This is a genomic window from Microtetraspora malaysiensis (assembly GCF_050947145.1).
Classification (GTDB): Bacteria; Actinomycetota; Actinomycetes; order Streptosporangiales; family Streptosporangiaceae; genus Microtetraspora_A; species Microtetraspora_A malaysiensis.
Genome location: NZ_CP191998.1, coordinates 5150415 through 5176898, shown reverse-complemented (window position 1 = coordinate 5176898; position 26484 = coordinate 5150415). Strand labels below are relative to the sequence as shown.

Sequence of the window (26484 nt, the reverse complement as noted above, 5' to 3'; positions counted from 1 at the left end):
CAAGGCGAGAAGTCACGCTCCACGTGAGATGCGTCGTCCTTTGTCGCGACGACGTCCCGGCGCGGGTGCATCTCCGGCCATCCGCCCTTGGCCGGCACGGGGGAGCGGCGGCGCGGCAGGGGCCGGGGTTCATTCCTGCGTTCAGCGACCGGAGCGGTCAGTGAGCCAGCGGGCGGCGAACAGACCGGAGGCCGCGGTGAGGACCGCGGCGGCGACGACGGTGGCGTTGAGGCCGAGCGCGTCGGCGAGGACGCCTGCGACGAGGGCGCCCGCCGCGTAGCCGATGTCGCGCCAGAACCGGTACGTGCCCAGCGCGTTGGCCCGCCAGGAGGGGTGGGCATGGTCGGAGACGGAAGCGATGAGGGCGGGATAGACCATGGCGGTCCCGATGCCGAGGGCGACGGCGGAGAGGATCCCGGCGAGCAGCGGATGGTCCAGCAAGGCGAGGGCGAGGACGAAACCGGCGGCCTGGACGAGCATGCCGGCCACGATGAGCGGCTTGCGGCCGACGCGGTCGGCGAGGTGGCCGGTGTAAATCTGCCCGAAGCCCCACAGCAGGGGGTAGAGGCCCTTGATCAGGCCGACGGCGGCCAGGCCCAGGCCGTGGTCGGTGAACAGCAGGGGGAAGACGCCCCAGGTCAGACCGTCATTGAGGTTGTTGACCAGTCCGGCCTGGCAGGCGCCGCGCAGGGATCGGTCGCGCCAGGAGGTCCGGGCGAAGGTCTGTCCCAGTCCGGCGCCCCGGCCGCCGGGCGGGGGCGTGGGGTGCTGCGCGAGTTCGAGTGCCATGTGGGCGGCGGTGTCCCGGACGACGACGGAGAGAGCGAGGCCCGCGGCGACGAAGAGGACGCCGACGAGTTCGGGGGCGGGGCGCAGGCCGTAGCCGGTGGCGAGGTAGCCGGTGAGCAGAGCGGTGCCGCCCACGGAGACGTATCCGGCGGCCTCGTTCAGGCCGGTGGCGAGCCCCCGACGGGCGGGGCCGACGAGGTCGATCTTCATGTTGACGGTCATCGACCAGGTCAGGCCCTGGTTGATGCCGAGCAGGACGTTCGCGGCGACGATCCAGCCCCAGCCCGGCGCCCAGGCGAGGGCGAAGGGGACCGGAACGCCGATCAGCCACCCCGCCATGAGGAGCTGTTTACGGCGGAATCGGGCCGTCAGGGCGCCCGCGGCCAGGTTGGTGAACGCCTTGGTGAGGCCGAACGCGATGATGAAGGAGAAGACGGCCAGGTCGCTGGTCACCCCGAAGACCTCGGTGCCGATGAGCGGGACCGTGGTGCGCTCCAGGCCGACCAAGCCGCCGACGCAGGCGTTGACGATCACGAGCAGGGTGAACTGCAGCCAGTTCTCGCGCAGGCCCAGCCGGACGGGCCGGGGCGGCGCCGACGTACGAGATGTGCTGCTCATGAGTGCGTGGTCTCCGTGTCGTAGGCGAGGTTCGGCGATATTCCATGGATTTATGGAGTACCATATTCCATGGAATAGTGGAGAATGGCACCGCCTGGGTGTGCGGACTGAGTGAAGGGTCCGCGTTCATGACGGTCGCGCCCCGCAGGGATTGGTTGGGAGTGGAGGAGGCCATGCCGGACACGGCTGCGAAGGCCCGGTTGTACGACGCGTTCGCGGCCAGCGGGAAGGCGCTGGCCAATGGAAAGCGTCTGGAACTGCTCGACCTGCTCGCCCAGGGCGAGCGCACGGTCGACGCGCTGGCGAAGGCGGCCGGGCTGAATCTCACAACGGCGTCGGCCCATCTGCAGACACTCAAGCAGGCCGGGTTCGTCGCCACCCGCCGCGAGGGCGCGCGTGTCTACTACCGCCTCGCGGGCGACGACGTGGCTCAGCTCCTCGCCCTGCTACGCAAGGTCGCCGACCGTCACCAGGCCGCCGTCCCGGCCGCCCGGGACGCATACCTCGGCCACGACGGCGGCCGCGAGGTCAGCCGCGAAGAGCTGCGCGCCCGCGTGGAAGCGGGGGAGGCCATGCTCCTGGATGTGCGCCCGGTGGAGGAATATCTGGCCGGTCACATCCCCGGAGCCGTCTCCATCCCCGTCGAGGAGCTCGCCGACCGCATCGGCGAGCTCTCCGAGGACACCGAGATCGTCGTCTACTGCCGAGGTGAGTACTGCGTGTTCGCCTACGACGCCGTCCGCCTGCTGAGAGACCGTGGCCGACGCGCGATCCGCCTCAACGACGGCATGCTGGAGTGGCGGCTGGCGGCCCTCCCCGTGGCCATCGAGGAGTCGGCATGACGCACAACACGCCGTCGCATGCCGGGCTGACCGGCGGACCGGTCTACCTGGACTACAACGCCACCACACCGGTCGATCCCCGCGTCGCCGAGGCGATGCTGCCCCACCTGACGCGGTTTTTCGGCAACCCCTCCAGCGACCACCGCTACAGTGTCGAGCCCCGCTCCGCGCTGGCCCACGCCCGCGCTCAGGTGGCCGCGCTGATCGGGGCGCGCGCGGACGAGATCGTGTTCACCGCCTCCGGATCCGAGGCCGATCTGCTCGCGCTTCGCGGTGCGGTCCTGGCCTCCGGCCGGCGCCGGCCACATGTGATCACCCAGGTCACCGAGCATCCGGCCGTGCTCGAGTCCTGCCGCGCCCTGCAACGGCTGCACAATGCCCGAGTGACGCTGCTGCCCGTCGACGGCGACGGCCTGGTCGACCCGGCCGCGCTCACCGAAGCCCTCGATGAGGACACCGTGCTGGTGTCGGTCATGGCCGCGAACAACGAGACCGGCGCCCTGCAGCCCATCGGCGAACTCGCCGCCCGCACCCGCGCGCACGGGGCGCTGTTCCATTGCGACGCCGCTCAGACAGCCGGGAAGATCCCCCTCGACGTCACGGCGTTGGGGGTAGATCTCCTCACCCTCGTGGGGCACAAGATGTACGCCCCGAAGGGAGTCGCCGCCCTGTACGTGCGCGACGGCGTACGCCTGGAGCCGGTCGTCTACGGCGGCGGGCAGGAACGCGGGCTCCGGGCCGGGACCGAGAATGTCGCCTTCGCCGTCGCGCTCGGCGCGGCAGCCCAACTGGCGGCCGACGAGCTCGCCGACGGCGCCGCGGTCCGGATCGAAGCGCTGCGCGACGATCTGCACCGCCGGCTGGCCGAAGGACTGCCCGGCCGCGTACGGCTCAACGGGCCGCGGCAGGAACGCCTGCCGAACACGCTCAACATCAGCATCGACGGCGTCGCCGGACACCGACTCCTCGCCGCCGCCCCCGGCGTCGCCGCGTCCACCGGCTCGGCCTGCCACAGCGGGGCCCACACCCCGTCACCTGTGCTGACCGCCATGGGCCTGGACGCCGGCCGGGCTCTCGGGGCGGTGCGGCTGTCCCTGGGCCGCTGGACCACAGGCGACGACATCGCGAAGGCGGCCACCGCGCTGACCGACGCGGCCTCGGCCCGCGCTGGGGCCACCGCGAGCGCCCGGGACTCCACCCCGCGCGACGCCGACATCACCGTCGACGGCACCGGCCTTCTCTGCGTCACCCTTCTGCTGAAGCTGCGCGACCGCATCCAGGGCGCCGCGCCCGGGACCGTGGTGCACATCATCGCCACCGACCCGGTGGCCCCGCTCGACCTGCCCGCATGGTGCCACATGACCGGCCACCACTACCTCGGCCCCGTTCCCGGCGACGATCGTCCGGTTTACGCCGTCCGTCTCGCCTCGTCAGAACGGCGGACCCGGCCTGACCGGCCGTGGCATCGGCACGAGTCCGGCGGATGACCGGGGGCCGGCCGGCCCCCTGAAGTCACTCGTACGATCCGGGCCACGGTTCGGACGCCCGCATACGGTCAGGCGCTCGGCCGGGTCATGGGCGGCGCCCGCTCGTCCCCGGGCGCCGCGCGACTGCGCCCCGCCTTCCCGGCCGACCGTCGGCGAATCGCCGTTCGTGGTCTAGCGGGAGGGCGGGGCGCTCTCTTGCCTGTCCTGGTGGGCCAGGGCCGCATGCCGGGTCGGGCAGTAGGCCCGGGGCGGGTTAGGTGAGGTTGAGGTCGATGACCTGGTAGAAGGCGTTGCCGGTATCGGCGACCTCCCAGACCGCCAGGAGCACGTGGTAGCCCTTGCGGTCGTTCGGCAGTGTGACCTGGTGGACGGTCGGGTTGTCCGGCATGAGGCTGTCACTCGCCCAGTACGGCTGGCCCGTGTTCAGGATCGTCATGATCGGGTCGGGGTCGAACTGTGCCCGCGCCAGGGGCTTCTTCGGATCCCAGCTGCTGCTGGTGAAGAAGTAGTTCCAGCGGCGGGTCTTGTGCGGCGCGTGCATATGCCAGGTGACTTCCAGTTGCTGGCCCGCGCGCACCGGGTGCTTCGTCCAGTCATCCCGCGGCTCGTCGAGCGAGGCGGCGAAGTCGAGTCCAGCGCTCGCGATCTTGCCGTCGACCGGGGGCGTGTTGTTGGGGACGTCGTCCGGGGCGTCGGGGTCGCGGAGGCCGCCCTGCAGAGCCGGGAAGAACTTCCCCGCCTCCAGGGCGGCGGCCTGCCAGGGTTCGAGATGGATACCGGCCCTGGACGGCGGGCTGGTCACGTTTCCGTGCCGTGCTGATTGTCCTCCGGGCATGCTTCCCCCTGAGTGGTGGGCAGAGTGTCTCTCGAGATCCGCTACCCACAGTAGTTGTACGATTACCCAGACTTTTGGGCAAGAAAGTCGGCCTCGCCGCTGTAACGGGATGCTCTGGTCGCTGCGATGGGGCCGTGGCCCTGCCGGCCGGTCCGCGACGACGGGCATGCTCGTGCTGCTGGAGCGGCGGACGCCGGCCGAACGGGTGGAGTACCGCCTCTGGATACGGTGTGCCCGCTTGCGGACTGCAAGTGGTTTCGAGATCGGGGAGAGCGCATGTCGAGGAACACGCAGACCGTCGAGGCCTACCTGGACGGCTTCCGCAAGGGCGATCACGCGCAGATCCTGTCCTGCCTCACCGACGACATCGAATGGACCGTCTTCGGCGCCTTCCACCTTACGGGCAAGCAGGCGTACGACGAGGCCATCGAGGGGCCCGGCTTCGCCGGACCGCCCACGCTCGAGGTGGTCCGCATGGTGGAGCAGGGCGACGTGGTCATGGCGGAGCTCACCGGTTCCGCGGTGCGCGACACGGGCGAGGTCATGCGGATGTCGATGGCCGAGGTGTTCGTCATGCGGGACGGAAAGATCGCCGAGCGCCGGGCCTGGGTGATCGAGCTGAAGGAGAACGACTACCGCTGAGCCGCATCGGAGCCGTACGGGCGCGGCGCGCGGTTCTCGGCGACGGCCTTCGGACGTCGTCGGCTCCGCCCCGCGTCGACGCCCGTCGCCGCCATGGAGAGGTCGCCGCATGTTCCTCCCGCCGTCCGGCGGCCTAGGGCGGCGCCGGGGAGGTGCCTCTCTGCCTTACCTCGGGGGTAATCGACGTGCCGTGCCCGAGTCCGGAAGGCTTGCGGGATGAGTACCCGTGACGTCGTGGAAGAGTTGCTGCGCCGGATCGCCGAGGGCGATCACGACCGCACGGCGGAGCTGTTCGCCGAGCCGATCGACTGGCGGCTCTCCTGGCCCGCCGAGGGGCATCCAGCGGTTCCGTGGATCCGGCCCCGGTCCAGCCGGGCGGATGTGGCCGACCATTTCCGGTCGCTGGAGGCCCACCACGTGCCCGAGCTGAACGGCACGTCCGTGACGCGGATCCTGGTCGACGGGGCGCACGCCGTCGTGCTCGGAGAGCTCGCGCAGACGGTGCGGGGTGGCGACATCGCGTACACCTCGCCGTTCGCGCTGCACCTCACCGTCGAAGACGGGTTCGTCACCCGCTATCACATTTACGAGGACAGTCTTACGGTCGCACGAGTCCACAGCGCGCACACGTGATCGCGGTCCGGAGCGTCGGCGTCGGCGAGGAGCCTCGCCGGACCTGCGCGGATGCGGCGCACAGGACTCGGCGGTGGGATCCCACCGCACGGTGGCGGCGGGAACGCGGGTGGGCGGTTCACCTCACATTGCGAAGACCAGCCGGGCGGGGATCTGGCCGGAGAGGATCTCCTCGACGGCCTGGTTGATCCCTTCCAGGTCGCGGGTCTCGTACTTGACCGTCGTGCGGCCGGCCGCGTGCAGCCGGAAGACCTCGGCGAGGTCGGCGCGGGTGCCGACGATGGACCCGATCACGCTGATGCCGCCGAGCACCGTCTCGAAGACGGGCAGGGGCATCACGTTGTCCTGGGGCAGGGAGACCAGCACGAGGCGGCCGCCCCGGCGTAGGGACGCGTGCGCCTGCTGCAGGACCCGGGGGTCGGCGGCGAGGACGACGGCCACGTCCGCGCCGCCGAGGTCGCGGATCGCGGCGACCGGGTCGGAGGTCTTGGCGTTGACGACGTGGGTGGCGCCGAGCTCGCGGGCGAGGTGGAGCTTGTCGTCGGTGACGTCGACCGCGATGGTGTCGGCGCCGAAGATCTGCGCGTACTGCTGGGCCAGATGCCCCAGTCCGCCGATGCCGAAGATCGCCGCGCGTTCCGTGGGGCGCAGCCCGGAGACCTTGACGGCCTTGTACGTGGTCACACCGGCGCAGGTCAGGGGAGCGGCGTCGAACGAGTTGACCTCCGGAGGCACGGGGACCACGTGGCTCGCGTAGGCCGCGACGTATTCGGCATGGCAGCCGTTGACGCTGTAGCCGGTGTTCAGCTGCGACTCGCAGAGGGTCTCCCGCCCGCTCAGGCAGTAGTCGCACATGCCGCACGCATAGCCCAGCCACGGGACCGCCACCCGCTCGCCGACGGCGCGGCCGGTGACGGCGGCTCCGACCCGCTCGATCACGCCGACGCCCTCATGGCCGGGTGTGAACGGCAGGGTGGGCTTGATCGGCCAGTCACCGTGTGCGGCGTGGATGTCGGTGTGGCACAGTCCGCTGGCCTCGAGCCGGACCAGCACCTGGCCGGGCTGGAGCTCTGGAATCGGAAGATCGCGGATCTCGATCGGACGGTCGAACCCGGTGACCAATGACGCACGCATTGTCCAACCTCCTCGCGTCGGGCTTTCAGCATCCAGCCTGCGATGTACCCGCGGGGAGGGGCCTATGGGCCCCGTCGGCGGGCCGAAGGGCCCACCCGGATCCGCGACCCACGATCCCGCGCCACCCGGCTCATATGTCTGTGGTCTCGATCGGCGACCGAACGCCGGGTGGACGCTGCGACGGTGCCGTTCGGCCAGGTGGGGAGCGCCTCCTCGGGCCCGCCCCGGGCCGTCTCACGGCCAGGCGCGGAGCGCGATCTCGGCGACCCGATCAAGTTCGGCGCGCGTGACACCGTCGCGCGCGGCCTGGGCGAGCCCGGTGAGAGCGGACATGGTGTAGCGGCCGAGAGCGCGCGGGTCGATGCCGGCGGGGAGGCGGCCGGCGGCGATGTCGGTGCGGATCTTGACCGAGAACGCGTCGACCTTGCTGTCGCGTATCCGCCTGAGGTGCTCGATGACCTCAGTGCTGGTGGTGCCGGCGTCCCCGCTGACGATGAGGCATCCGGTCGGGAGATCGCGGCGGGTGTAGCGTTCCGGCGCCTCGGCGAACACCCGAGCCGCGGCGCCCTTGGCGGTGGGTTCGTCGGCGAGGGCGCGGTCGATGAATCCGCCGTACCTCTCGTCGTAGACCCGCAGCGCCTCCGTGAACAGCTGCTGCTTGTCGCCGAAGGCGCTGTAGAGGCTGGGGGCGCCGATGCCGAGCTCATCGGTGAGGTCCCGCACCGAGGTGGCCTCGTAGCCGCGTCGCCAGAACAGCCGGATGGCCTTGTCCAGTGCCGCGTCCCGGTCGAACGAGCGGGGACGTCCCCGTGCCGCTGTCACCATGACCCAATTTTATAGCGATCGATAGAAAAGGTGCTATGTTCATTTCTGTAATGATCGCTAGAAAAATGGGGTTCTGTCATGGGTTCGTTGGCGGGGAAGACCGCGTTGGTGACCGGCGCGGGGAGGGGGATCGGCCGGGCGATCGCGTTGCGGTTGGCGCGCGACGGTGCCCGGGTGGGGGCGCACTACGGCAGCAGTGCCGACGGTGCGGCCCAGACGGTCGCCGCGATCACGGATACGGGCGGTGACGCGTTCGCGATCCAGACCGCCCTCGGGACGCCGGGGGACGCGGCGGCGTTGTGGGCCGCCTTCGACGAGCACGCCGACGGGGTGGACATCCTGGTCAACAACGCCGGGATCCTCGGCGGACGCATGCCGTACGCCGATGTGGACGAGGCGATCTACGACCAGATCTTCGCGATCAACACCAAGGCGCCGTTCTTTGTGATCCGGCACGGTCTGTCGCGGCTGCGGGACGGGGGGCGGATCGTCAACATCTCGACCCGGTTCACCCACGGTGCCCGGAACCCGGAGCTGGCGGCGTACGCGATGTCGAAGGCCGCGCTCGACTCGCTCACGGCGACGCTGGCCAAGGAGCTCGGCCCGCGCGGGATCACCGTGAACGCGGTCGGGCCGGGCGCGACCGACACGGACATGAACGCCGCCCGGTTGTCGACCGAGGAAGGCCGGGCCGCGATCGCCGCGCTGTCGCCGCTGAACCGGGTGGCCCAGGCCGCCGACATCGCCGACATCGTGGCGTTCCTGGCGTCCGATGACGCCCGCTGGGTGACCGGGCAGTGGATCGATGGCAGTGGCGGGTCGATGCTCTGATGCCGATCGCCGTCATCATCATCGGTTTCGCGATCTTCGCGCAGGGCGCCAGCGAGCTGATGCTCGCCGGGCTGCTGCCCGAGATCGCCTCCGACCTGGGCATCACCATCCCGCAGGCCGGCCTGCTGATCTCCGCGTTCGCGCTCGGCATGCTGGTCGGAGCACCGGTGCTCGCGGTCGTCACACTGCGTTGGCCGCGTCGCCGCGCCATGCTGGCGTTCCTTGCGATCTTCATCCTCGCCCACGTGGCGGGGGCGGTGACCGCGAGTTACGCCATGTTGTTCGCCAGCCGGTTCATCGGCGCCTTCGTCTACGCCGGCTTCTGGGCGGTCGGCGGCAGCACCGCGATGGCGCTGGTGCCGGAGAACCGCCGGGGCCGGGCGATGAGCGTCGTCGCCGGAGGACTGACCGTCGCCACGGTGATCGGCCTCCCGGCGGGGACCTGGATCGGACAACATCTGGGATGGCGGGGAGCGTTCTGGGCTGTCGTCGTGCTGTCCGTCCTGGCCATGGCCGCCGTCCTCGTCAAGGTTCCCGACCTGCGGCCCGACCGGCCGCCGCGGGTCCGCGACGAACTGCGCGGACTGGCCACGCCGCGGCTGTGGCTGTCGTACGCGATGACGGCGGCCTCGACCGCCGCGCTGCTGGGCACCTTCTCCTACCTCGGCGCCATGCTGATCGAGGTCACCGGACTGGACGCGCGCTGGGTGCCGGCGGTGCTGCTCACCTATGGTGTCGGAGCCCTGATCGGGGTCGTGATCGGAGGACGCGCCGCCGACGCCCGGCCGTTGGGGGTGCTGGCTGTCGGTTTCACGGGGGTGCTGGCGACGTCGATTCTCATGGCGTTGACCGCGCGTCACATCGTCCCGGTGGTGATCGTGGTGTTCCTGCTCGGGCTCGCCGGGTTCGGCGCCAACCCGGCTCTCAATTCGCGCGTCTTCGGGCTCGCCCCGGCGGCGCCGACCCTGGCGGTGGCCGGGAACACCGCCGCCTTCAACGTGGGCGTCAGCGTCGGCCCGTGGCTCGGCGGGATCGCGCTCACGGCGGGGCTCGGCTACCCCGCCGTGCCCTGGATCGGCGCCGGCCTCGCCGTACTGGCCCTGGCGCTCCTCGGGGTCGAGGCGATGGTCGGTCTGCGCGGTTCCATGGCGCGTCGTGAAGATCCACGATGCTCGGCCGCCGCCTGACCGCGTGTCCACGGGCGGGTTTCCAGCGCCGTCGGGGCGCTGTGGGCGCAAGGTGCCCCAAAACGGGCAGCGTCAGCGTTGCGACCGAGGCATTCACTGGCCCTGCCGCGCGGGCGCCCCACCCTCGCCCGCCGTCAACTCGTGGAGCCGGCAGCGATGACGCCGACGCCGATGACCCCGACACCAGAGACGCCGACCTTTGCGCACCCTCTCCGGTCACGAATGCCCGCCAAACGGAATATTGCTCACGATGCTCACAAATAGTGCAAGTGCGACTACTTAGAGTTGTATATCGAACGCGTGAACTATATCCTCGCAGAAGGTCGGCCGTCAGACCGGGAGGGGAGGTGCGCAGAGATGATGCTTTCGGGTGGCGTACTGCTGTCGCGCCGACCGGAGGACGCTCCTCAGCCTCTACCGTTCGACGCGCCTTCCACGTCCTCACGTCGGCGGCGCGGGCCCAGGCGGCACACGCCGTTCATCGGATCGGATCGCTTCTCCGGTGACTCCTACGGGGCGGTGCTCCTCGACCGCGCTCGCAGTGCCGGGCTCCTCGATCACGTTGGCGGCTCCGGCAGCCGCGAAGGAGCCGCTCATCCCGCCCCACACGACCCGGCGCGCCCCGAGGGGCGAACTGCGCGACGCGGTCAGCCGGACGCCACGGTGCGCTCTGACGGGCGAGGTGGGCGACGCGGTGAGCCGGAGACGGCGCACTCCTGGGCTCGGCGGCTGCTCGGCCTTCCGGACGCGGCAGAAGAGCAGAAGCCTGACGGCGGGGAGGGGTCGCAGCGCCTCGGCAGCGATGGCGGTGCCCTTTCCGGTCGGGACGAGCTACCGCGGCCCGGGTGCGACCGTGGTGACCTGTCGGCCTGGGATGGGATCTGGCAGGGCCGCCGCCCCACCCTCCACGAGTCATCGTCGAACGGATCCCAGCGTGCAGGTCGGGACGATCGGCAGCGGAACGTGGGTCGGCGTGGTGGTGACCGGTGGGCCGGTGGCGATGCCGCCGCCGATGGCTGGGGCGCTGATGGCCGGGGTGTCGGTGATGCTGGCCCGGCCGCTGGTCGGGATGGCCAGGACGCTGTTGGCCGAGGCGCTGCCACCAACCGCCGAAAGGCTGGTGCAGGCAGCGCTGGCAGTGATGGCCAGGACGGTGCGGGCCCGGATGCTGCTGGTGGTGATAGCCGGGTAGCGGACTGGCCCGATCTGAATCTGGCCGGACGCGACGTCATCGAGTTGCTGGCTCGTGCCGAGCGGCTGGCCGCGGCTGCGGGAAAGGTGCTGGGCCGAACCGAGACCGAGGCTGGAGCCGAGGCCGAGGCTGGAGCTGGGGCCGGTGCCGGTGTTGGCGCAGGGGCCGAGACCCGGGCTGGAGCCGGTGTTAACGCCGGTGCTGGGGCAGGGGCTGGCGCAGTGACTGGGACCGGTGCCGAGACTGGTGCCGAGGTTGAGGTGGTGATGGCGGAGATCGTCGCGTTGGCGCGGGCGATCGATCTGGCCGAAGCCGCGATCGCCGCCCGTCTTCCGATAGCCGAAGCCGGGAAGGGCCACCACCTGTTCGGGCGGCGGTCGATCGGAGCATGGCTGGCAGCAGCCACCGGCTCTCGCACCGCCCGCGCCGGGGAACGCGTCACACTCTCCCGGCAACTCCCGCGCCTGCCCCGCACCGCCCGCTTGTTCGCGTCGGGTCGTCTGTCGTTCGGGTATGCGGCGACGATCGCGTCCGCCACCCGCCACCTGGACGACGCGGAAACCGAACTGGCGGAACCGATCCTGGTCCAGTTGGCACAAGCGTCGGCGTCCACGGTGGAGGACGTGGCCCGCGCCGGCCACACCATCATCGAGACGATCGACCCGGACGGGAGGCTGGCGCGGGCGGCGGCCAAGACCGAACGCCAGCACCTGACGATCTCCGACACCGCCGATGGGATGGGCCGCCTGCGCGGGCTGCTCGACCCAGAGCTGAAGATGCAGCTGAAAACCTGGCTGGAACCGCTGGCGGTGAAGACCGACAGCACCGACCTGCGCAACCACGGCCGCCGCATGGCCGACGCCCTCGCCATCCGACTGTCGCAGGGCGGCAGGCGCACCGTGATGCACGTATCGGTCACCGAGCAGACCCTGACCGGCCAATCAGAAGACCCAGCGTATTTGGAAGACGGCACGGCTATCCCGGCCGAGGATGCGCGCAGGATGGCCTACACCGCCGAACTACGGCGAGTGCTCCGCGACGCCGACGGCATCGTGAAGGATTTCGGGCGGGCACGCCGGCTGGCCTCGGCCGACCAGCGGGAAGCGATCCTGGCCATGTATCGGACCTGCTGCCGCGAAGGCTGTGACGTCCCCGCCTACCTGGCCGAGATCGACCACATCGAACCCTGGTACCCGACCGGCCGCACCGACCTAGACAACCTCGCACCGCTGTGCGCGGCGGACAACAAGTGGAAGTCCCGCCACCCCGACCGGGTAGAAGTGATCAATCAAGGCGACGGGACCGTCTCGATGCGCTTCCACCGGTATTCCAAGCTCCGCCCCCGACGCTGGACCGACAGACAGTGACCAACCACCACTGAACAACAATTCCCGCGATCCGTGGTCAGTGACCCGCGACCCGCGACCGGCGAGCCGCGAACAGCGAGCCATGACCCGCCTGCCGCGATCCGCGATCCGCGATCCGTGAACGGCGCTTCCGTAACCCCCGATCCGTGATCGGTATTTGGCGATCATGGCGCTGGCGGCGGTGCCGATGGTGGTCTATGAGCGCGTGAAGCGGTGGAGTTCGCGGCCGGGGCGCCAAAGGTCGATGACCATGACAGATCCTTCGGTCCGCGTCAATGCGACCTCACGGATGTCGGCCGTGAAGAAATGTGAATCACAGAAAGCGTCGGGACCGAAGCCGCGCGCGGCCAACATCGGCGTGAGCTGGTCCCGGTCGGTCACCTCGACCGCGTAGCCGGACAGTTTCGTGTCACCTGGCGAGGCGGCGGAATCGTCGGCGTTGAGGAGAACAGGAGGACCGTGCAGAGCAAATCGTGGATCACGCCGCAGGTCGCGGGCCTTCAATGCGCCGGGCATCGATCCGAACCACAGTTCGTCACCGATGATGTAGGCCTCGATGCCGCTGACTCGCGGTGCGCCGTTCCTGCGCAGGGTCGCGATGGTCTTGTGCTTGTGCGCCTCGAACGAGTCCCGGACGCGGGCGGCGAACTCCGGCGCCGACTCGGTGACTTCACGCCAGTTGGCCATACGACCTCCCGTTACACGATCTTGGGCAACCTGCCCAGCCTGTCACCCGGGACCGACAAAACGGAGTCACTCCCTGGCGCAGCTCTTCCAGCGCCTGGTATGCCCCGGCGAGCGCCTCAGCTTGCTCAGCCCGGCTAGCCCGTCCAGCCCGCTCGTTCCGGCGAGCCGGCCCGCCGCCACAGCGGCGAGCCGGGGAGGGGTCTCGCTCACCGGCCAAGCTGGCCGCCGGTACGGCCGAGCCGGCAAGAAATCGCAGCATGCTGTAAATATGCAGTGGACTTAAAATTTGCACTAGAGTCCATGCATGCGGGAAGGACTGCGGGAGCGTAAGAAGCGGCAGACCCGGCAGCGCATCTCGGAGGTGGCCATCGGCCTGTTCGTGGAGCGCGGCTTCGACCGGGTCACGATCGCCGAGGTCGCGGCGGCGGCGGACGTGTCGGTCAACACCGTTTACAACTACTTCGAGTCCAAGGAGGACCTGGTCCTGCCGCCGGAGGAGGCGTCCCCGCAGCGGCTGGCCGACATCGTGCGGGAGCGGCCTCCGGGCCGGTCCGCGGCGGGCGCGGTGCTGGTACGGCTGCGCCAGGAGATACGCGACCGCGAGCGCAGGGTCGGGCTGAGCGCGGGATTCGGGCGCGTCCTGCAGATGATGCGGGCCGCCCCCACGCTGACCGCCCGCCTGGAGGACCTCGGCCGCCAGATGACCGACGCGCTGGCGGTCGTGCTGGCCGAGGAGACCGGCGCGGCCGAGGACGATCCGCTGCCGCGCCTGGTCGCCTGGCACATCGGCTGCCTGCACGCGTTCGTGTACGCCGAGATCGGCCGGCGCACGACGGCGGGGGAGAGTCCCGACGCGATCGCCGCCGCCGTGCTGGACCTGCTGGACGTCGCCGAGGATCTGCTCGGCGAGCGCGTCCTCGCCTACGCCGTACGAAAGGGATGACCGTGTTCAGGGTGACGATCAGAGGGAAGTTCGCGGGGCTCGACGACGCCGGCCGGGCGGCCGTGATGGTGGCGGGCGGAGCGGCCTACAGCGAGGCGGGGACGTTCACCCACGACGCGAGCGTGTCCGTCTTCACCTTCCGCTGCCAGGTGCCCGCCGGTCCGGACGACGGTGAGGACGAGGCGGCTCTGGGGGCGATGGTCGCCCTGGACGCGCACGGGCACCCGTACGAGATCCTGAAGATCGCGGTGACGGACATGCGCGACATCAAGATCCGCCACCGATCCCGCGGATCCTCGTAAACCGGGAAGACGGTACGCGCCCGTGGGTTGGGGGCGTGCCCGTCATGGAGGGCGAGTCGTCTGGGTGAGGATCTGCTCGGCGTGGCCGGTCTGGGATGTGGAGCGCGTCGGATGTGATGACGACGTTCGTCAAGTTCAGGCCAGTCAGCAGGGGCGTGCGAGATGAGGGAGGGGGTCGCCGCGCCGCGGCGGGGGTGCACCGGACGGTCCCGTCGCGGGTTTCCAGCTTCGGTCGGGTGGCGGGTCTTGGCGACGCATTCCCGGCCAGCCCGGAATCGTCGCCCGGCGTGGGCGAGCAGAACTGCGCCATGCCGATCGACGCCGACGAGGTGCTCGGCGCGCCGCTCTCCGTGCCGGAGGAGATCACGTGGACCAGCCGTGATCTCCTCTGGCACGGAGACGTGGCCCGTCGCGGAGGGCGAGAGCGCGCATTCCCCGAGGTGGGCGACGTTGTTCTCGGTACTCGAACCGGGTGATTACTCGAACCGGGTGATCCGGTCGGTGCCGGCAATAGCGGTTGATATTCGAACCGGATGATCCGGTCAAGGCCGCGGGTGTCGGCAAACCGGTTGAACGAGTGAGTGCTCGCTCATTAAGCTCACTCGCATGACCAGAAGGCGAAGGGTGCCGGCCATGGCACCCGACGACCGCCGCGCCGCGCTCATCGCCGCCACGCTCCCTCTGCTCCGCGAGCACGGCACCGCGATCAGCACCCGCCAGATCGCCGAGGCCGCGGGTGTGGCCGAGGGCACGATCTTCGGCGTCTTCCCCGACAAGGCCTCGCTGTTGCGGGCAGCGCTGATGAGCGCGTTCGACCCGCAGCCGGCGGTGGACGCCCTGGCCGCCATCGCCACGAAGGCCGGGCTACGCACGCGGCTGCGTGAGGCGGTCACGACGCTGCGGACCGGGATGTGCGCCAACGCCAACCTCATGGCCGCGCCCAGGGAGCTGATGGCCGAGGACGCCGAGTTCCGCGAGCGGATGATCGACGGCCGGAGTCGGATGCTGGCCGGGCTCGCCGCCCTGATCGAGCCGGACCGCGACCGGCTGCGCCGCTCCCCGGAGGCCACGGCACAGCTGCTGCTCCTGCTGATAGTGGCGAGTGTGCACCGCGGCTTCGGCCAGCAGGGAGGCGAGTTCGGAGAGTTCGGAGAGATGGACGACGAGGAGATCGTCTCCGACCTGCTTGACGGGCTGCTCGTGCGGCCTTCCCCCACCCCTTCCACAGAAAGCCTCTCTTGATGCTGCTCCGTCTTCTGCGGGTCCAGCTCAGGCCGTACGGGAAAGAGATCACGCTCGTCGTCCTCTTCCAGTTCGTGCAGACGCTGGCCACGCTCTACCTCCCCACACTCAACGCCGACATCATCGATGACGGCGTGGTCAAGGGCGACACCGGAACCATCATGCGCATCGGGCTGGTGATGCTCGGTGTGACGCTCATCCAGATCGCCTGCTCGATCGTGGCCGTGTACTTCGGCGCACGGACCTCGATGGCGCTGGGCAGGGACCTGCGGGCCGCGATCTTCCGCCGGGTGCAGGACTTCTCCGCCCAGGAGGTCAACAAGTTCGGCTCGCCGTCTCTGATCACCAGAACCACCAACGATGTGCAGCAGGTCCAGTTGCTCGTGCTGATGACCTTCACGATGATGGTGGCCGCGCCGATCATGTGCGTCGGCGGCATCGTGCTGGCGCTGCGCCAGGACGCGGCGCTGTCGTCGCTGCTGCTCGTCGTGCTGCCCGTGATGATCGTCATCGTGGGCGTGGTCGTGATGTTGATGCGCCCGCTCTTCCGCACGATGCAGGAGCGCATCGACCGGATCAACCAGGTGCTGCGCGAGCAGATCACCGGCATCCGGGTCATCAGGGCCTTCGTCCGCGACCGGCACGAGCGCGAACGCTTCGGCGTGGCCAACGGCCAGCTGACCGACGTGTCGCTGCGGGTCGGGCGGCTGATGGCGCTGATGTTCCCCACGGTCATGCTGGTGGTGAACCTGTCCAGCGTCGCCGTGGTGTGGTTCGGCGGCCACCGCATCGCCGACGGGGCCATGCAGGTGGGCGCGCTGACCGCGGTCATCTCCTACCTGATGCAGATCCTCATGTCGGTGATGATGGCGATGTTCATGTTCATGATGATCCCGCGGGCGGAGGTCTGTGCCGAGCGCATCAAGGAGGTGCTCGACACCGAGCCGACCGTCCACCCGCCGTCGAGCCCCGTCACGCCGGAAAGACGCCTCGGCGAGCTGGAGTTGCGGTCCGTGGGCTTCCGCTATCCGGGCGCGGAGGAGCCGGTGCTGAGCGACGTGAGCCTCGTGGCGCGGCCCGGCCGTACCACCGCGATCATCGGCAGCACGGGCAGCGGCAAGACGACGCTGCTCAACCTCATCCCCCGGCTGTTCGACGCCACCGCCGGCGAGGTGCTCGTCGACGGCGTCGACGTACGCGACCTCGACCCGGCCGTGCTTTCCCGGGCGGTCAGCCTGGTCCCGCAGTCGCCCTACCTCTTCACCGGCACCGTCGCCTCCAACCTGAGGTACGGCAGGCCGGACGCGACCGACGAGGAGCTGTGGGAAGCCCTTGAGGTGGCCCAGGCCCGCGAGTTCGTCGAGGCGATGCCCGGAGGCCTGGAGGAGCCGATCTCCCAGGGTGGCACGAACGTCTCCGGTGGCCAGCGCCAGCGCCTGGCCATCGCCAGGACACTGGTGCACCGGCCCGAGATCTACCTGTTCGACGACTCCTTCTCCGCCCTCGACTACGCCACCGACGCCCGGCTGCGGGCCGCGCTGGCGGAGCAGATCACCGACGCCACGATCGTCATCGTGGCCCAGCGAGTGAACACGATCCGTGACGCCGACCGCATCCTCGTGCTCGACGACGGCCGTGTGGTGGGCAGCGGCGACCACGCTGAGCTCATGACCACCTGCCCGACGTATCGCGAGATCGTGCTGTCCCAGCTCACCGAACAGGAGGCCGCAGCATGACCGCGCAGGTCGAGGCCGACAAGGAGAGATCATGACGACGCAGGCGCCCGCGCGCCGCCCACAGCCCGGCTTCGGCCCGGGCAGGATGATGGGCGGGCCGGCCGAGAAGGCACTCGATTTCGGCGGCACGTTCCGCCGCCTGCTGCGGATGCTGCGCCCCGAGCGGGCGCTCCTGACCGTCGTCCTCGCTCTCGGCACGGTCAGCGTCGCGCTGACGGTGACGGGTCCCAAGATCCTCGGCCACGCCACGGACCTGATCTTCTCCGGCATCATCGGGGCGCAGCTGCCCGCGGGGATCACCAAGGAGCAGGCCGTGGCGGGGCTGCGCGCGCGGGGCCAGGGCACGTTCGCCGACATGGTCTCGTCCATGAGCGTGGTGCCCGGCCACGGCATCGACTTCACCGCGCTGGCCCAGGTGCTGGGCTGGGTGCTGGCGATCTATCTACTGGCGGCGCTGCTCGGCATCGTGCAGTTCCGGCTGACCACGACGGTCGTGCAGCGGGCGGCGTTCCGGCTGCGCGAGCGGATCGAGGCCAAGCTGGCCCGGCTGCCGCTGAGCTACTTCGACGGACAGCCGCGCGGCGAGATCCTCAGCCGCGCCACCAACGACACCGACAACATCGCCCAGACGCTGCAGCAGACGATGAGCCAGCTCATCTCGGCGCTGCTGACGGTCGTGGGGGTGCTGGTGATGATGTTCTGGATCTCGCCGGTCCTGGCGCTCATCGCGTTGGTCTCGGTGCCGCTGTCGGTCTACGTCACCACGGTCATCGGCAAGCGTTCGCAGCCGCAGTTCATCAAGCAGTGGTCGTCGACGGGCAAGCTCAACGGCCACATCGAGGAGATGTACGGCGGGCACACGCTGGTCAAGGTGTTCGGCCGGCAGAAGGAGGCCGCCGAGACCTTCGCCGAGCACAACGAGGCGCTGTTCACCTCCAGCTTCCGGGCCCAGTTCATCTCCGGGATCATCCAGCCGGCGATGATGTTCATCGGCAACCTGAACTACGTGCTGGTCGCGGTGGTGGGCGGGTTCAAGGTGGCCTCGGGCTCGATCTCGCTGGGCGACGTGCAGGCCTTCATCCAGTACTCGCGGCAGTTCAGCCAGCCGCTGACCCAGGTGGCCGGCATGGCGAACCTGGTGCAGTCGGGCGTCGCGTCGGCCGAGCGGGTCTTCGAGCTGCTGGAGGCTCCGGAGCAGTCCGCGGAGTCCGACGAGCCCGCGCGGCCCGCGCAGGTCAGGGGCCGCGTGGCGTTCGAGAACGTGTCCTTCCGCTACGCGCCGGACCGGCCGCTGATCGAGAACCTGTCGCTGACCGTGGAGCCCGGTCAGACCGTGGCCATCGTCGGTCCCACGGGAGCGGGCAAGACGACGCTGGTCAACCTCATCATGCGCTTCTACGAGGTGACCGGCGGCCGCATCACGCTCGACGGCGTCGACATCGCCGAGATGTCCAGGGAGGAGCTGCGCGCCAACATGGGCATGGTGTTGCAGGACACCTGGCTGTTCGGCGGGACGATCGCGGAGAACATCGGCTACGGGGCGGAAGGCGCCACGCGCGAACGGATCGAAGCCGCCGCGGAGGCCGCGCATGTGGACCGCATCGCGCACACGCTGCCCGACGGCTACGACACGGTGATCGACGAGGAGGGCGCGTCGGTCAGCGCGGGCGAGAAGCAGCTGATCACGATCGCCCGGGCGTTCCTGTCCGAGCCGGCGATCCTGATCCTGGACGAGGCGACCAGCTCGGTCGACACCCGGACCGAGGTGCTCATCCAGCGGGCGATGAGCTCGCTCCGCGAGGGGCGCACCAGCTTTGTGATCGCCCACCGGCTGTCCACGATCCGGGACGCGAGCCTGATCCTGGTCATGGAGAACGGGCAGATCGTCGAGCAGGGCACGCACGAGTCGCTGCTGGCCGCGGACGGCGCCTACGCCCAGCTGTACTCGGCCCAGTTCGCCCAGGCCGTCGCGGAGGTGGATTAGCTCTCGCACCGCCGTCCCGGCCCGGCGAGCTGCTCGCCGGGCCGGGGCGTGCGGTCGCGGGGCCCGCTGCGCGTCCACTCGGCGCCACCTACCGCGTACCGGGTGCTCGCGGCGTCCGGAGCATCTGACCGGAGCGCCGACCAGCGGCGGTGCGGAACGTGGCCGCGTAGGATGTGACGGAAGCTCAGCGGTCGGCCTATACCGATTCCTTGCGGGACAAGACCCGATCTGAGCAGGCCGAGCCGCCCTGCTGGTGAATAATATGCAGCTCGCCGGGGGCCGCCATGTGTTCTCGCCCGCTCCTTCGCCATCTCGCGCTCAGCGGGGTGACCGTCGTCACCTCCATGACCGCCGCGGTCGGCCTGGCCGTGCCCTCGTCGCACAACGGAGCCTGGCCACGGTCGGTCTTCTCCAGACGGCCCAGCCCGGACAACTCCCGCATCTACGTGGTGCTGCAGAAATCCGACGCGGTCGACGTGATCGACACCAAGACGATGTCGGTGGTCAAGACTCTGCGCATCGGGCAGTATCCGATGGCGTTGGTCTATGTGGCCCGCGCGAGTCGTGGTTCCGGTGCGAACCTGAGCCGGCAGGGGCTGGGCATGCCTGTCGTGAACCTTCCGATTGACGTGCGAGGAGGTCCCGGGTCCGGAACGGCGAACATCCGGTCCGTTCCCGGACTCGATGAGATCGTCGTCGACGTGCGGGGGCTTCCCCCGCACCGGCCGTTCACCGTGTACGCCGTCCGTGGCACGAGCGAAACCGCGATTCTGTCAGCGAAGAGTGACGGCATGGGTGCCATCCCGGAAGCGCTCGCCTACGTTCATTTCTTCGCCAACCATTACGACAAGCTCGTTCTTCGTCCCGCGTCGTCTCGGTGAGCCCCGTTCCCAGAGCCGCTGAAACCCGGCCGGCGAGTGTCACCACTCCCGGGCGGCGACCAACTCTTCGATGTCCGCCTCCGCGAAGCCGTATGCCGACGCCACAAAATGGAAGTCCACGGCGATCACATCTCGGGCGACGGTCTCGATTTCGCTGCCGGCCGCGCCGAACTCCTCCTCCAGTTCGTTGAACTCCTCTGTCGCGGACTCCGTGAGCACGTACAGCGCCGTGAGATCCGACGGCCGCTCGGCCTCGATCCGCTCGGCCTCGATCCGCTCGCACAGCCTGAGCAGGATCGTCTTCCCCTTGTCGACGAGGTGATCCGGGTAGTAGTCGTCGTCGGACATGCCACTGAGAAAGGCGTAGTCGGCCACCTGGGGGTTTGAGAGCGACACCGAGATCTCCTGTTCCTGTCGGCGGTTCGGGGGTTCGGCGGTTCGATACTGCACGAGCCCACCGACAATTCCTGCCGGTCCTCGCGGACAACAGATGGAGAGCGGTGCCGATCTCCTCAACCTGCTTACCCGCGCCGAAAAGCGGCGGCGTCGGACATGAAGCCACCGGGTCGGCGTACGGAGCGCCCGGCTCGACCGGGACGCGGCTTCGCATGGCCCGATGATTGATCGACGCCGGCGAACCTACCGGCCGGACGGGCGCACCAGTCCCGTCTCGTACGCGAAGACCGCGGCCTGGGTCCGGTCCCGCAGGCCCAGCTTGACCCTCGAGGCGATCCGCCGGATCCTGAACGCTCTGGGGTTCACCGTTGATGCTCGCGCCCCATGCGCCTCCGCCATTTCCGGTCCTCATCAGGGTCTTCCCCTGCGCCTGTGCGGGATCCAAGAAGAACGCGTAGCCGCTACCGCTGTACGGCGGGCAGCCCGGGCCGCCCGCCGTACGACTGGGTCACCTAGCAGGAGGTGACCCAGTTGTGAGACATGACGTTGTCGTTGAGGGACTGACCGTAACCAGACTTACTGGAACCACCTCCGTTAAAGGTCTCGCGCCCCAGCGGAAGGTCGTCCCAGTGGTTGCCGGTCGCCAGGCAGCGCCAGGCGCCCGTGTAATTAAGCCCGTAATAGACTCTGACGTCGTCGGCCCCGCCTGGGAAACCGTTGTTGAACATCTGAGAAGCCTGGTTCCCCATGTTCACCCAGGCGCCGCCTCCGTTTTTGCAGTCACGCCAGTCGTCGTCGTTTCCTGCCCACCTGCAGTATTTGCCGACCCCGTAGGGGTGCTCGGCAGCGTAGAAGTATCCGTCGGCAGCGGTGAGATTCTCCGGAGTGACCGCGTTCTCGGTCGAGCCGTCCGCGGGAACGCTGGATGAGGTGGGGGCGGTGTCGTCGGCCCAGGCTTGGCCAGTTGTCAGAACGGTGGCCAGGCCGGCGATGGCCAGGCCTACCGCCACGGAGTTGATACCACGCATGATGATCCTTTCTCAGGGTTGACAGTTGTTGGTGTCACGGGGATGCGGTGATCGTCCGTGCTCGCGGAAGGGCGGAGAGCGCCAGACGATGCCAGGTCACCAGCTCTTCGCGATATTCGGCTTGGAGTCGCTGCTCGTGGTGCCGGTCGAGGCTGTGCACCGTTGCGGACAGGCCTGTCCGCTGGGCGCAGGTGGCTTCGGTCACGGCGATCCGGCGCCACCGGGCTTCCGTCCCGCTCTGGCGGGATTCGTCGAGGGCGGCCCGTATCTCGCCGGGAGATCCGAACGCCTGGCCCTGGGTTCGCATGCAGTCCGCCCAGCCGGCCATGGCCGTGGCGAAGGCGGGGTCGCCGCTGACGGCTTCGTACTTGACCGCCCGTAGGTTTGCCTTGATCTCCTTGACGCGGAACCACGTCCGGGCATCGCCGTACAACTGCTGCTGCGCTTGCGACGTGCAGCCGCGCGCGCTGTGACGTACGCGGCCGCCCGATGGAAGCGTCGCCTCGAACTGCCCGTCGGTCAGGCGGCCGTGGATGGCGGTGAGCCAGGCCTGTCGCCGATCCAGCGGAAGGCTCATACCGTGGACCCGGTTGGGATGGGGCGAACTCTTGCCCGAGACGGCGGTGCCGTATCCGTGAACTCGAGCCACGTTCACGTCATCCAGGACGTAGGGAAAGTCCGGGGCTCGGTCGTCTTCGACGACCCAATAGGCGAAACCTCCTTGCTGCATGCACTGCTTGATGAGGAGCTGTTCCGCGTCATGCAACAGGGCCCCTTCTCGCAGGGTGAGATCACGAGGGCTGATGAGGGTCGACGCAGGGACCGCAGCCCCCGAGCCGGCGGCGACCGCCGCGAGAACACTCCCGAAGGCCAGACACCGCTTCCACCACGAGGACGGCTTCATCGGCCCAGCAGCGGCCGAGGGTCCGGGTGTCTTCGAGTCATGGACGCGACCTTTCGGTATGAGGGAATGCGCGGGAGGCCAACCGGCCGAGGGCGGCGGGTTGAGCGTCGCACTGCAGGTCGGCGGGCTTGCGGTTCTCAGTTTTGGCGCGCGGCACGCCGGCGATCCAGTCACCGCCGCCCCGGCCGGCCCACACCGTCGCCCGGGTCCGCAGCGCGGCGACGTCGGCGGCGGCCACCCCGGCGCTGCCGAACAGGACGATGTCCGCGACGTCCAGGCCGGCCGCGGCACGGGCGCAGACCACACTCCCGTAGGAGTGGCACAGCAGCGAGATCCGCGCGCCGGGCCGGGCCACCCGCAACCCCCGGACGAACGCGCGAAGACCGGGGGCGGCCTCATCCGCGCGGCCGGGCGTCAGCGCCGCCAAGCTCACCATGCTGGGCGTCCGATAGCCCATCCAGGCGATGACCGCGGACCGCGCACCGAGCTCCCGCGCCAGTCGCGCCGCGCCACCGTGCAGGCGCCCGTACTTGTCGAGGTTGGTGTCGGCGCCGGGAACCAGCACGGCGATCCGCTCCGCCGTCGACAGGTCGCCGTAGACCTCGGCCGTTCGGCCCCCGTCGCGGCCGTCGAAGAACAGGAACTGCCGGGCCGGATCCGCCAGGGCCCCCAGCATCACGGCCCGCCACCGGTCGCCGTGACCGGCGGCCGTCCGCTCGGCCGCCCGGATGGCCGCCCGGCTGGTGGCATACCGCCCGGCCAAAGCCGGGGGAGTCACGGCCCGCGGCGGAGCCCAGGCGGCGGAGACGGCGGGGACGGGCGCGGGGACGGCCGCGGAGCGGGCCGCGCCCGACATCGGCACCGCCACCGAGCCGGCGACGAGCGCGGCGAGCAGGGCACGGCGCAGGCGGCTCCCGCGCGAGTTGGGCGCCATGGGGGATGGTCCTTCCGTAGCGGATCTCTCTCGTATGTCAGGACCCGAAGTTATGGACCACCCCTCCTGGCCGGCGTCCCGCCAGGGAGCGAACTTCTCGCGTAGCTCTGAAGTACTACGAGTAGGGGCTCCTGCCGTCGCCGGTAGGCCGTCAGGCGGCGCCGGGACTCGAACTCGCGGGGAAGCGCGCGTGCGGGACGACCATCGGGGTGAACGTCCGCGGGTCGGGCACGATGTCGCAGGCCAGTCCGAAGACGTCCGCGACGAGCCCCGAGGTCAGCACCTCGGCCGGTGGACCTTCGGCGACCACCTGTCCGCGGTGCATCACGACCAGATGGGAGGCGAACCGGGCGGCCTGGTTGAGGTCGTGGAGCACGGCGACGATGGTCTTGCCCTCGTCGTGCAGCTCCCGGCAGAGCTCCAGCAACTCGTACTGGTAGGCGATGTCGAGAAAGGTGGTCGGCTCGTCGAGGAGCAGCAGGTCCGTCTGCTGTGCCAGGACCATGGCGATCCAGGCGCGCTGGCGCTGGCCCCCGGACAGCTCGCTCACCCGCGCCTCCGCGAGATCGGCCAGGCCGGTGCGGTCGAGCGCGAACCCGATCGCCATGTCGTCGTCCGGTGACCACTGGCGGAGCAGCGTGTGATGCGGAAAGCGGCCACGCCGCACCAGGTCTCGCACGGTGATTCCGTCGGGCGCGACCGGGGTCTGCGGCAGGAGCGCCATGTGGCGGGCGGCCTCCTTCCCCCGGTATGTCCAGAGGTCCTTGCCGTGGAGCAGTACGCGTCCACCGGCCGGCTTCAGCCCGCGGGCCAGCGCCTTGATCAGCGTTGACTTGCCACACCCATTGGGGCCGATGATCATGGTGAAGGCGCCGTGCGGGATGTCGAGGCTGACCTCGCGCACGATCGGGGCACCGCCGTAGGAGAGTGTCACTCCCCGTACGCTCAGCCCATTCCCGCCCGGTTCGACTGGGGTGTTCACAGGCGTCCCTTTCTCCATTCGCGGACCAGCAGACAGCCGAGGTAGGTCCCGCCGATCGCCAGCGTGTAGATGCCGACCGGCAGGTTCACCGGGAGGGGCAGCTGCTGCGCGGCGAGATCTGCCAGCACCAGCAGCAGGGCGCCGACCAGCGCGGCCAGGGTCAGATGGGGGCCCGGCCGGCCGGTGACCCGTTTGGCGATCTGCGGGGCGGTCAGCGAGATGAATGCGATAGGGCCGGCGACGGAGACGGCGCCGGCGGAGAGGACGATCGACAGCGTGACGGCCCAGGCCCGGGTGGATCTCGGTCCGGCCCCGAGCGCCCCGGCGAGTTCGTCGCCCATCTCGCCGATATCCAGGCGCCCGGCGATGAGCGCGACCAACGGCACCGCGACAAGGAGCACCACCCAGATCGTGACCGCGTGACTCCAGGACCGGGCCGCCAGGCTGCCGTTGACGTACGCGGTGAGCACGGCGGCCTTGTCCCGCTCCACGGCGTACACCACGTACTGCGTGAACGCCGTGGCGATCGAGAAGACGCCGATGCCGGCCACGATGAGACGCCCGGGACTGCGGAACCCGGTCCCGGTCGACACGTAGACCAGCGCCATCGCGGCCGCGGCGCCGGCCAGGGCGCCGACGGGCACCGGCAGCACGCCGGGCAGGTACAGCGCGACGACCGCGGCGCCCGCCCCGGCGCCGGCGGCGAGTCCGATCACGTCGGGACTGCCGAGCGGATTGCGGGTGACGGTCTGGAACAGCGCGCCGGAGAGCCCGAGCGCGGCCCCGGTACCGACGGCCACGACGAGGCGCGGCCCACGCAGCCGTCCCAGTACGAACGCCTGCGTGCCGTCCGCGCCTCCGATGAGAGCACCGGGAAGATCGGTGACCGGGATGCCGAGCCGCCCCAGTGACAGCGTGGCGACGGCGGCCACGGCGACGAGGACGACCGTGCCGATCGCGACGACCACGGAGACGCGCGCGACCGGGATGGCCACGGCGCGTCCGATCGTGACGAAGCCGCGCGGGGGCGTGGTGCGGTTTCCGGTCATGTGGCGCCCCTCATCCTGCGCACCGTGAGAAGCAGCGCCGGGGCTCCGATGAACGCGGTCACGACGCCCACCATCAGTTCCTGCGGCCGCAACACCAGGCGGCCCACCACGTCGGCGAGAAGCAACAGCGCGGGACCGATGACGGCGGAGAACGCGATCTGGACCCGGAAATCCAGGCCGGCCAGCGCTCTGACCATGTGGGGTACGGCCAGGCCGACGAAGGCGATGGGGCCGACCGCCGCGGTCGCCGCCGTGCTCAGCAGCACGGCGGCGAGAAGTCCCCCCGAACGCGTCACGGCCGGGTTGGCGCCGAGCGCCGACGCGGACTCGTCGCCGAGCGCGAGCGTGTTGAGGCCCGAGCCGAGCAGCACCGCGACGACGAGACCGGCGACGGCGGGCGGGAGCACCGAGACGAAGACGTCGAAGTTCCTGCCGCCCAGAGCGCCGACCACCCAGTAGCGGTAGCTGTCGAAGACCTGCGGCTTGCTCAACGCCACCGCCTGCACGTACGCCCCGAGAACCGCCGAGACCACGGCCCCGGCGAGGACGAGCCGCACCGGGCCGCCGGCGGATCCTGCCGCTCCGATGACGTGGACGAGCACTCCGGCGGTGAGCGCCCCGGCCAGCGCCCACCAGACGGCGGCCCACTGGCCGGACGCGCCCAGGAAGGCCGTGGCGGTGACGATCCCGGCGGACGCGCCGGCCGTGATGCCGAGGAGGCCGGGGTCGGCGAGCGGGTTCCTGGTCACGCCCTGCATGAGCGTGCCCGCGACGGCGAGGCAGAGCCCGGCCAGGAGGCCGAGTGCCGTACGCGGATAGCGGCTCTCCACGACGACGGCGATCTCGGGGGCCGCGGTGCCGTTCAGTACGGCGAACACCTGGGAGAACGAGGTCGGGTGGCTGCCGAACGCGACGCTCGCGAGGGTCGCCAGGGCGAGCACGACCAGGGCGAGGAACAGGAAGGACAACCGCCGCGCGCGGACGGCGCGATTCGCGTCGGTCGCGCGCGGACGGGACAGGGAGCCGGTGGACAT

At 70.0% G+C, this 26484-nt stretch carries 28 protein-coding genes; 15 read left to right on the top strand and 13 right to left on the bottom strand.

Annotated features, from left to right (window positions below; all coding sequences use genetic code 11):
* Positions 1 to 141: 141 nt before the first annotated feature.
* Positions 142 to 1407, bottom strand: a complete 1266-nt coding sequence (locus ACQP1V_RS24560; protein ID WP_433412097.1) for an MFS transporter — start codon at positions 1405 to 1407, stop codon at positions 142 to 144.
* 173 nt (positions 1408 to 1580) lie between these two features.
* On the opposite strand from ACQP1V_RS24560, the gene ACQP1V_RS24555 reads away from it, so the two are divergent.
* On the top strand, positions 1581 to 2249 hold the full coding sequence (locus tag ACQP1V_RS24555; RefSeq protein ID WP_433412095.1) for an ArsR/SmtB family transcription factor: 669 nt from the start codon (positions 1581 to 1583) through the stop codon (positions 2247 to 2249).
* Positions 2246 to 3736 carry a cysteine desulfurase/sulfurtransferase TusA family protein gene (locus ACQP1V_RS24550; protein ID WP_433412093.1) on the top strand — a complete coding sequence of 497 codons (1491 nt, stop codon included), beginning with the start codon at positions 2246 to 2248 and terminating at the stop codon, positions 3734 to 3736. The genes ACQP1V_RS24555 and ACQP1V_RS24550 overlap by 4 nt, the downstream gene beginning before the upstream one ends.
* A 253-nt stretch (positions 3737 to 3989) precedes the next feature.
* Here the strand turns inward: ACQP1V_RS24550 and ACQP1V_RS24545 are convergent, their stop codons facing one another.
* The gene (locus ACQP1V_RS24545; RefSeq protein WP_433412091.1) at positions 3990 to 4538 is read right to left on the bottom strand and encodes a lytic polysaccharide monooxygenase auxiliary activity family 9 protein; all 549 of its coding nucleotides are present in this window, start codon (positions 4536 to 4538) and stop codon (positions 3990 to 3992) included.
* A 309-nt stretch (positions 4539 to 4847) separates the two neighbouring features.
* Between ACQP1V_RS24545 and ACQP1V_RS24540 the strand changes: the two genes are divergently transcribed.
* Both ACQP1V_RS24540 and ACQP1V_RS24535 read left to right on the top strand, forming a co-directional pair.
* Positions 4848 to 5213 carry a nuclear transport factor 2 family protein gene (locus tag ACQP1V_RS24540; protein ID WP_387417020.1) on the top strand — a complete coding sequence of 122 codons (366 nt, stop codon included), beginning with the start codon at positions 4848 to 4850 and terminating at the stop codon, positions 5211 to 5213.
* 216 nt (positions 5214 to 5429) lie between these two features.
* Entirely contained in the window at positions 5430 to 5846 is a 417-nt protein-coding gene (locus ACQP1V_RS24535) for a nuclear transport factor 2 family protein (RefSeq protein WP_067138086.1), read from the top strand.
* Positions 5847 to 5969: 123 nt separating this feature from the next.
* On the opposite strand, the gene ACQP1V_RS24530 is transcribed toward ACQP1V_RS24535, so the two are convergent.
* Both ACQP1V_RS24530 and ACQP1V_RS24525 read right to left on the bottom strand, forming a co-directional pair.
* Positions 5970 to 6980, bottom strand: a complete 1011-nt coding sequence (locus ACQP1V_RS24530; protein ID WP_433412088.1) for a zinc-dependent alcohol dehydrogenase — start codon at positions 6978 to 6980, stop codon at positions 5970 to 5972.
* Between the two features lie 234 nt (positions 6981 to 7214).
* On the bottom strand, positions 7215 to 7805 hold the full coding sequence (locus ACQP1V_RS24525) for a TetR/AcrR family transcriptional regulator (protein WP_433412086.1): 591 nt from the start codon (positions 7803 to 7805) through the stop codon (positions 7215 to 7217).
* A 78-nt stretch (positions 7806 to 7883) separates the two neighbouring features.
* Here ACQP1V_RS24525 and ACQP1V_RS24520 point away from each other — a divergent pair, with 78 nt between their 5' ends.
* From ACQP1V_RS24520 to ACQP1V_RS24505, 4 genes are all read left to right on the top strand, one after another.
* Positions 7884 to 8636, top strand: a complete 753-nt coding sequence (locus ACQP1V_RS24520) for an SDR family oxidoreductase (protein WP_433412084.1) — start codon at positions 7884 to 7886, stop codon at positions 8634 to 8636.
* Positions 8603 to 9823 (top strand): Cmx/CmrA family chloramphenicol efflux MFS transporter, encoded by a 1221-nt coding sequence (locus ACQP1V_RS24515; protein WP_433412082.1) that lies wholly within the window; start codon positions 8603 to 8605, stop codon positions 9821 to 9823. Before ACQP1V_RS24520 ends, ACQP1V_RS24515 begins: the two co-directional genes overlap by 34 nt.
* Positions 9824 to 10757: 934 nt before the next feature.
* Positions 10758 to 11015, top strand: a complete 258-nt coding sequence (locus tag ACQP1V_RS24510) for a hypothetical protein (protein WP_433412080.1) — start codon at positions 10758 to 10760, stop codon at positions 11013 to 11015.
* Positions 11016 to 11281: 266 nt separating this feature from the next.
* Positions 11282 to 12382 carry a DUF222 domain-containing protein gene (locus ACQP1V_RS24505; protein ID WP_433412078.1) on the top strand — a complete coding sequence of 367 codons (1101 nt, stop codon included), beginning with the start codon at positions 11282 to 11284 and terminating at the stop codon, positions 12380 to 12382.
* Between the two features lie 195 nt (positions 12383 to 12577).
* On the opposite strand, the gene ACQP1V_RS24500 is transcribed toward ACQP1V_RS24505, so the two are convergent.
* Positions 12578 to 13069, bottom strand: coding sequence for a pyridoxamine 5'-phosphate oxidase family protein (locus tag ACQP1V_RS24500; RefSeq protein ID WP_433412076.1), 492 nt, complete (start codon positions 13067 to 13069; stop codon positions 12578 to 12580).
* A gap of 304 nt (positions 13070 to 13373) precedes the next feature.
* Between ACQP1V_RS24500 and ACQP1V_RS24495 the strand changes: the two genes are divergently transcribed.
* The 7 genes from ACQP1V_RS24495 to ACQP1V_RS24465 all read left to right on the top strand — a co-directional run bounded on the left by ACQP1V_RS24495 (position 13374) and on the right by ACQP1V_RS24465 (position 20157).
* Positions 13374 to 14012, top strand: coding sequence for a TetR/AcrR family transcriptional regulator (locus ACQP1V_RS24495; protein ID WP_433412074.1), 639 nt, complete (start codon positions 13374 to 13376; stop codon positions 14010 to 14012).
* Positions 14013 to 14023: 11 nt separating this feature from the next.
* Positions 14024 to 14314, top strand: a complete 291-nt coding sequence (locus tag ACQP1V_RS24490; RefSeq protein WP_433412072.1) for a DUF6204 family protein — start codon at positions 14024 to 14026, stop codon at positions 14312 to 14314.
* 236 nt (positions 14315 to 14550) lie between these two features.
* Positions 14551 to 14790 (top strand): hypothetical protein, encoded by a 240-nt coding sequence (locus ACQP1V_RS24485; protein WP_433412070.1) that lies wholly within the window; start codon positions 14551 to 14553, stop codon positions 14788 to 14790.
* A gap of 157 nt (positions 14791 to 14947) precedes the next feature.
* Positions 14948 to 15556 carry a TetR/AcrR family transcriptional regulator gene (locus tag ACQP1V_RS24480; protein WP_433412068.1) on the top strand — a complete coding sequence of 203 codons (609 nt, stop codon included), beginning with the start codon at positions 14948 to 14950 and terminating at the stop codon, positions 15554 to 15556.
* Positions 15556 to 17292, top strand: coding sequence for an ABC transporter ATP-binding protein (locus tag ACQP1V_RS24475; RefSeq protein ID WP_387417008.1), 1737 nt, complete (start codon positions 15556 to 15558; stop codon positions 17290 to 17292). Before ACQP1V_RS24480 ends, ACQP1V_RS24475 begins: the two co-directional genes overlap by 1 nt.
* A gap of 31 nt (positions 17293 to 17323) precedes the next feature.
* Positions 17324 to 19276, top strand: coding sequence for an ABC transporter ATP-binding protein (locus tag ACQP1V_RS24470; protein WP_433412066.1), 1953 nt, complete (start codon positions 17324 to 17326; stop codon positions 19274 to 19276).
* Positions 19277 to 19602: 326 nt separating this feature from the next.
* Positions 19603 to 20157: a hypothetical protein gene (locus ACQP1V_RS24465; protein WP_433412064.1), complete on the top strand. Its 555-nt coding sequence runs from the start codon at positions 19603 to 19605 to the stop codon at positions 20155 to 20157.
* A 39-nt stretch (positions 20158 to 20196) separates the two neighbouring features.
* Here the strand turns inward: ACQP1V_RS24465 and ACQP1V_RS24460 are convergent, their stop codons facing one another.
* The 8 genes from ACQP1V_RS24460 to ACQP1V_RS24425 all read right to left on the bottom strand — a co-directional run bounded on the left by ACQP1V_RS24460 (position 20197) and on the right by ACQP1V_RS24425 (position 26484).
* Positions 20197 to 20532, bottom strand: a complete 336-nt coding sequence (locus ACQP1V_RS24460) for a DUF5713 family protein (protein WP_433412062.1) — start codon at positions 20530 to 20532, stop codon at positions 20197 to 20199.
* Between the two features lie 264 nt (positions 20533 to 20796).
* Positions 20797 to 20919 carry a hypothetical protein gene (locus ACQP1V_RS24455; protein ID WP_387417005.1) on the bottom strand — a complete coding sequence of 41 codons (123 nt, stop codon included), beginning with the start codon at positions 20917 to 20919 and terminating at the stop codon, positions 20797 to 20799.
* A gap of 146 nt (positions 20920 to 21065) precedes the next feature.
* The gene (locus tag ACQP1V_RS24450) at positions 21066 to 21581 is read right to left on the bottom strand and encodes a hypothetical protein (protein ID WP_433412060.1); all 516 of its coding nucleotides are present in this window, start codon (positions 21579 to 21581) and stop codon (positions 21066 to 21068) included.
* A 34-nt stretch (positions 21582 to 21615) separates the two neighbouring features.
* Positions 21616 to 22347, bottom strand: coding sequence for a hypothetical protein (locus ACQP1V_RS24445; protein ID WP_433412058.1), 732 nt, complete (start codon positions 22345 to 22347; stop codon positions 21616 to 21618).
* A 175-nt stretch (positions 22348 to 22522) separates the two neighbouring features.
* Entirely contained in the window at positions 22523 to 23419 is an 897-nt protein-coding gene (locus tag ACQP1V_RS24440) for an alpha/beta hydrolase (RefSeq protein ID WP_433412056.1), read from the bottom strand.
* A gap of 151 nt (positions 23420 to 23570) precedes the next feature.
* Positions 23571 to 24419, bottom strand: a complete 849-nt coding sequence (locus ACQP1V_RS24435) for an ABC transporter ATP-binding protein (RefSeq protein ID WP_433412054.1) — start codon at positions 24417 to 24419, stop codon at positions 23571 to 23573.
* Positions 24398 to 25450, bottom strand: a complete 1053-nt coding sequence (locus ACQP1V_RS24430) for a FecCD family ABC transporter permease (RefSeq protein ID WP_433412052.1) — start codon at positions 25448 to 25450, stop codon at positions 24398 to 24400. Before ACQP1V_RS24430 ends, ACQP1V_RS24435 begins: the two co-directional genes overlap by 22 nt.
* Complete coding sequence (locus tag ACQP1V_RS24425) at positions 25447 to 26484, bottom strand: FecCD family ABC transporter permease (RefSeq protein WP_433412050.1); 1038 nt, start codon at positions 26482 to 26484, stop codon at positions 25447 to 25449. The genes ACQP1V_RS24430 and ACQP1V_RS24425 overlap by 4 nt, the downstream gene beginning before the upstream one ends.

What these genes read in the sequence shown, in the direction of transcription:
- ACQP1V_RS24525 (WP_433412086.1), bottom strand. Translation starts at nt 7,805, where the DNA reads ATGGTGACAGCGGCACGGGGACGTCCCCGCTCGTTCGACCGGGACGCG.
- ACQP1V_RS24450 (WP_433412060.1), bottom strand. Translation starts at nt 21,581, where the DNA reads ATGCGTGGTATCAACTCCGTGGCGGTAGGCCTGGCCATCGCCGGCCTG.
- ACQP1V_RS24435 (WP_433412054.1), bottom strand. Translation starts at nt 24,419, where the DNA reads ATGGAGAAAGGGACGCCTGTGAACACCCCAGTCGAACCGGGCGGGAAT.
- ACQP1V_RS24555 (WP_433412095.1), top strand. Translation starts at nt 1,581, where the DNA reads ATGCCGGACACGGCTGCGAAGGCCCGGTTGTACGACGCGTTCGCGGCC.
- ACQP1V_RS24500 (WP_433412076.1), bottom strand. Translation starts at nt 13,069, where the DNA reads ATGGCCAACTGGCGTGAAGTCACCGAGTCGGCGCCGGAGTTCGCCGCC.
- ACQP1V_RS24480 (WP_433412068.1), top strand. Translation starts at nt 14,948, where the DNA reads ATGGCACCCGACGACCGCCGCGCCGCGCTCATCGCCGCCACGCTCCCT.
- ACQP1V_RS24520 (WP_433412084.1), top strand. Translation starts at nt 7,884, where the DNA reads ATGGGTTCGTTGGCGGGGAAGACCGCGTTGGTGACCGGCGCGGGGAGG.
- ACQP1V_RS24530 (WP_433412088.1), bottom strand. Translation starts at nt 6,980, where the DNA reads ATGCGTGCGTCATTGGTCACCGGGTTCGACCGTCCGATCGAGATCCGC.
- ACQP1V_RS24560 (WP_433412097.1), bottom strand. Translation starts at nt 1,407, where the DNA reads ATGAGCAGCACATCTCGTACGTCGGCGCCGCCCCGGCCCGTCCGGCTG.
- ACQP1V_RS24475 (WP_387417008.1), top strand. Translation starts at nt 15,556, where the DNA reads ATGCTGCTCCGTCTTCTGCGGGTCCAGCTCAGGCCGTACGGGAAAGAG.
- ACQP1V_RS24505 (WP_433412078.1), top strand. Translation starts at nt 11,282, where the DNA reads ATGGCGGAGATCGTCGCGTTGGCGCGGGCGATCGATCTGGCCGAAGCC.
- ACQP1V_RS24535 (WP_067138086.1), top strand. Translation starts at nt 5,430, where the DNA reads ATGAGTACCCGTGACGTCGTGGAAGAGTTGCTGCGCCGGATCGCCGAG.
- ACQP1V_RS24440 (WP_433412056.1), bottom strand. Translation starts at nt 23,419, where the DNA reads ATGGCGCCCAACTCGCGCGGGAGCCGCCTGCGCCGTGCCCTGCTCGCC.
- ACQP1V_RS24540 (WP_387417020.1), top strand. Translation starts at nt 4,848, where the DNA reads ATGTCGAGGAACACGCAGACCGTCGAGGCCTACCTGGACGGCTTCCGC.
- ACQP1V_RS24470 (WP_433412066.1), top strand. Translation starts at nt 17,324, where the DNA reads ATGACGACGCAGGCGCCCGCGCGCCGCCCACAGCCCGGCTTCGGCCCG.
- ACQP1V_RS24495 (WP_433412074.1), top strand. Translation starts at nt 13,374, where the DNA reads ATGCGGGAAGGACTGCGGGAGCGTAAGAAGCGGCAGACCCGGCAGCGC.
- ACQP1V_RS24550 (WP_433412093.1), top strand. Translation starts at nt 2,246, where the DNA reads ATGACGCACAACACGCCGTCGCATGCCGGGCTGACCGGCGGACCGGTC.
- ACQP1V_RS24425 (WP_433412050.1), bottom strand. Translation starts at nt 26,484, where the DNA reads ATGTCCACCGGCTCCCTGTCCCGTCCGCGCGCGACCGACGCGAATCGC.
- ACQP1V_RS24430 (WP_433412052.1), bottom strand. Translation starts at nt 25,450, where the DNA reads ATGACCGGAAACCGCACCACGCCCCCGCGCGGCTTCGTCACGATCGGA.